We start from the raw sequence: 3372 nt of genomic DNA, 5'->3' as shown, positions 1-3372 counted from the left end.
CAGTGGACACTGCGAGCATTGCAACCGTCGCACACACGATCTGCTTGAGCGAAACCATGAAACCTCTCGACCGACCTGATTTGCCGCACCTTCTATAAGACAGCAGCGCCATTGAGAAGGTTCGCCCACCGAAGGTTCGCCCACCCTCGTGCTGGGCGCACGGCAGGCGCAAGTTCTTTGATCTGGCACGGCTCAGCAAGGCACCGATCGCGGCCGAGGGGGTCATACTTGGCGAACAGGACATGGGCCAGCAGCTTGGGCCCTGCACGCCCGCGCGCGATCGGGTGCGAGGGAGCCAGCGGCTGGGTGATCGCTTCGCAGGCCCGGCAGACGAGCTTCTCGCGCACGTGCTGGATCTCCTCCCGGATGATTGTGCATGAGCAAATCGCTAGAGCCAACGCATTGATCTGCCGGCATTTTGAAGAGCCTTGGCGTGATCTGGGGATGCGGATTGGGGACTGTAATTGGTGACTGTTCGTGATCATCCCGTTGAAGCACGAACGCTCACATCGAGCTCATGCGAGCCACGTTTGATCATCCGCTGCTCGCAGTGGACGCGAGGTTCCGTGCGGGCGAGAAGCGGGTACTCGACACGATCTCCTCCGTCGAGATGTCTAGTCACCGGTCGATCGACGGGGGCAGTGGCCGAGGCGGCCAATCTGTTGGCCGGAGGGCTCACAGCCTGCTTGTGGCCGAGAGCTCTGCAGTGTTGCCCCGGACCATGAGAGCTGCGAGCGCGGTCAGATCGGGGGCCTTCAGCCCATCTTCATCGACAGCGCATGGAACTGCCGCGGGACCTTTGGGCTTGCTTCATGAATGAAGCCACTTGCGTGCCCGGAGACCGTCGGATGATCGAACAGAACCCAGTGAAGTGGGAGAGTATGCGGAAAGCGCTGCGGGCCAAAATTGGCTCAATGCTTCCGCCCGATCTCCGCGAGCGCCTGAGAAAACGTTTTCCGGCCGATCCGAGCGCGCCTCCGGTGGGACATGTCCGGTGGGGAGATCTGCGGCGGACCGCGCCCATCAGTCGTAACCTTTGGGATCGCGGCCTCCCGATCGATCGTTACTATATCGAGAGCTTCCTGGCCGCCAACGCTGGCGATGTAGCGGGGCGGGTGCTCGAGGTCAAGGATAACACCTATACTCGCCGCTTCGGCGGCACACGGGTTACAAATTCCGACGTCTTGGACGTCAACCCCGCGAATCCTCATGCAACAATAGTCGCGGATCTCAATGCTGCTGGAAATCTACCCGGAAATGCCTTCGACTGCATTATCATAACTCAAACGCTGCAATACGTCTTTGACGTGGCTTCGGCGATCGAGGAACTTCACCGCAGCCTTAAACCAGGCGGTGCCCTCCTGGCGACCGTGCCGGGGATTACGCCGATCGATCAGGAGCTCCGGGACAGCACCTATTGGACGTTCACCGACCGTTCGATGCGTCGCCTTTTCGAACACCATTTTCCTTTGACTCATTTGACAGTGGTGTCGCACGGCAATGTGCTCTCGGCCGTCGCCAGCCTCCAAGGCTTGTCGGTGGACGATCTTCGGCCTGAGGAGTTGTCTCCGTGTGACGCAGACTTTGCCGTCGTCATCACCGTGCGTGCAACAAAACCGTGAGTTTCGTTCGCGGGTTCGATTTGGATGGGGCAGCACTCGACGCGGGTCAGCGCTTCACTGGCCACACTGCGTTATTCCCCCGCGTGGACGGTCCTGCTTTCGTATTTGGAGACATGGGTCGGTGCGGGAATGTGCTCAAGTGGCGCCAGCGGCGGCATGATAGCGAGCCCGGCCTGCGTCGCGATATCGCCGAGGCCATCGAACGGCAGACGGCGTTCTTCCATGTCGCGCCAACCGCTTGGATCGCTCAGTGCATCCGGAGCGGTGATGGAAGGCCATCGAAATATCTGCTATGGAGGTGGCATCAATCGAAGCAGCAGCCGTTGGGTAGCGTGTTTAGGTAGGCTCAATCAGGGTCATGCGGGGCGATGCAGACAATCTTCGATATTGGAATGTATGACGGGACGGACACAGAGTACTACCTGGAGAGTGGCTTTCGGGTCGTAGCTGTGGAGGCCAATCCAGAACTCATCGATGGCGCGATGCAGAAATTTTGCGGCCAAGTTCGTTCGGGTCAACTTATTCTGTGTAATGCGGCTATATCGGAAAACGGTGAAGCGGTTGAGTTGGTGCTGGCCGGCACCGATCTCGGTTCGAGCTCTGTATTCCGCCAGCTGGTTGAAAAGATGAGGCCGATCGGTTCAATCAAGGTGCCCGGCGTGACCTTTTCCGACCTTCTCGAACGGTATGGGGTGCCTTACTACTTGAAGATAGATATTGAGGGCTCCGATCGGTTCTGCGTCCTTTCTCTTAGGCCCGAAACCGCTCCTCGCTTCTTGTCGTTCGAGGTCAATGACGATGCTGGTGAACTCATCGAGCATGCGGAGGCCATCGGTTTCAAACGTTTCAAGATCATCAATCAAGTCAGCTTTCGCGAACTCGCCAACCAAGATTGCCTGTACGATAGACTCACACGTCGAGCTGTGCGGTACTTGGGCTACAGTGATGCCGGTCGAATCCGCAGAGCGGGGCGCTTCTTTAGAAGCGGCCACAGTTCCGGTCCGCTGCCATGGCTCTCCGACGGACGATGGCACTCTGCTCGGGAGACCTGTACACGACTGAAGGCTGCTCGGACTTCGAACCGTCTTCGCGACTGGTATGATATACACGCGGCACTGGGGTAATTGGCGTCAGGTCCGTCGCTGCCTCCCTTTGACGGAATTGCTTATCGACGAGCATAGCAATGCCTTCGCGGCATGGGGCTGCTGCAGCTGGCCCTTCGCAACGGCTGCACGTTGTCCCGCGCAGCCTGCTTCCGCCGGGCCTGCGCTTCTGCGGGGACATCACGTATTATCGCATCGGTCTCATCGAAAGAGAGGACCGTGCTGGGATCATTCGAGCTCGTCGGCTGCTCCGTGTCGTCGATATCGAGCGTAGTCTTCATATGGGAATCCATACCGAAGAAATGTCTGTATGGCTGTAGGCGCACGCGATCATCTCAAATCAGCCCCATCCCCTTCAGGCTCGCGTGCCCGTTCCTGCCGACAATGATATGATCATGCACGGCAATGCCCAGCGGCTTTGCGATCTCGATGATCGCCTTTGTCATCTGGATGTCGGCCTGCGAAGGCGAGGGATCGCCGGAGGGGTGGTTGTGCATCAGCACGACCGGAGGGCATGATGTCTGCTTGGGGTCATTCTCGACCGACTCTGCGGGTTTCGGCCGCCGTTCGATGTCTGCTCTTCTCCGAAACCGACCAGGTTACTGCGCGGCAACGAAATGACGCGAAGGGGCCAACAGCGGACATAA

Annotated in this window: 4 protein-coding genes; 2 read left to right on the top strand and 2 right to left on the bottom strand. The window is 58.8% G+C overall.

The window, feature by feature from the left end; all coding sequences use genetic code 11:
• The first annotated feature begins 848 nt into the window (after positions 1–848).
• The gene (locus AC630_RS40555; protein ID WP_167561381.1) at positions 849–1622 is read left to right on the top strand and encodes a class I SAM-dependent methyltransferase; all 774 of its coding nucleotides are present in this window, start codon (positions 849–851) and stop codon (positions 1620–1622) included.
• Positions 1623–1693: 71 nt separating this feature from the next.
• On the opposite strand, the gene AC630_RS46045 is transcribed toward AC630_RS40555, so the two are convergent.
• The gene (locus tag AC630_RS46045; protein ID WP_167561380.1) at positions 1694–1846 is read right to left on the bottom strand and encodes a hypothetical protein; all 153 of its coding nucleotides are present in this window, start codon (positions 1844–1846) and stop codon (positions 1694–1696) included.
• 144 nt (positions 1847–1990) lie between these two features.
• On the opposite strand from AC630_RS46045, the gene AC630_RS40550 reads away from it, so the two are divergent.
• Positions 1991–2746 carry an FkbM family methyltransferase gene (locus AC630_RS40550; RefSeq protein ID WP_074123929.1) on the top strand — a complete coding sequence of 252 codons (756 nt, stop codon included), beginning with the start codon at positions 1991–1993 and terminating at the stop codon, positions 2744–2746.
• 314 nt (positions 2747–3060) lie between these two features.
• Here AC630_RS40550 and AC630_RS40540 read toward each other — a convergent pair whose 3' ends face one another.
• Positions 3061–3297, bottom strand: a complete 237-nt coding sequence (locus tag AC630_RS40540) for a JAB domain-containing protein (protein ID WP_283808483.1) — start codon at positions 3295–3297, stop codon at positions 3061–3063.
• Between the last annotated feature and the right edge of the window lie 75 nt (positions 3298–3372).

The organism is Bradyrhizobium sp. AS23.2 (assembly GCF_001908185.1).
GTDB lineage: Bacteria > Pseudomonadota > Alphaproteobacteria > Rhizobiales > Xanthobacteraceae > Bradyrhizobium.
The sequence above is the reverse complement of the archived record's forward strand: the minus strand, read 5'-3'. Positions and strand labels throughout refer to the sequence as shown.

Bases quoted from the DNA above. Each gene is read 5' to 3' on its own strand.
- AC630_RS40555 (WP_167561381.1), top strand. From the start codon at position 849: ATGATCGAACAGAACCCAGTGAAGTGGGAGAGTATGCGGAAAGCGCTG.
- AC630_RS46045 (WP_167561380.1), bottom strand. From the start codon at position 1,846: ATGGAAGAACGCCGTCTGCCGTTCGATGGCCTCGGCGATATCGCGACG.
- AC630_RS40550 (WP_074123929.1), top strand. From the start codon at position 1,991: ATGCAGACAATCTTCGATATTGGAATGTATGACGGGACGGACACAGAG.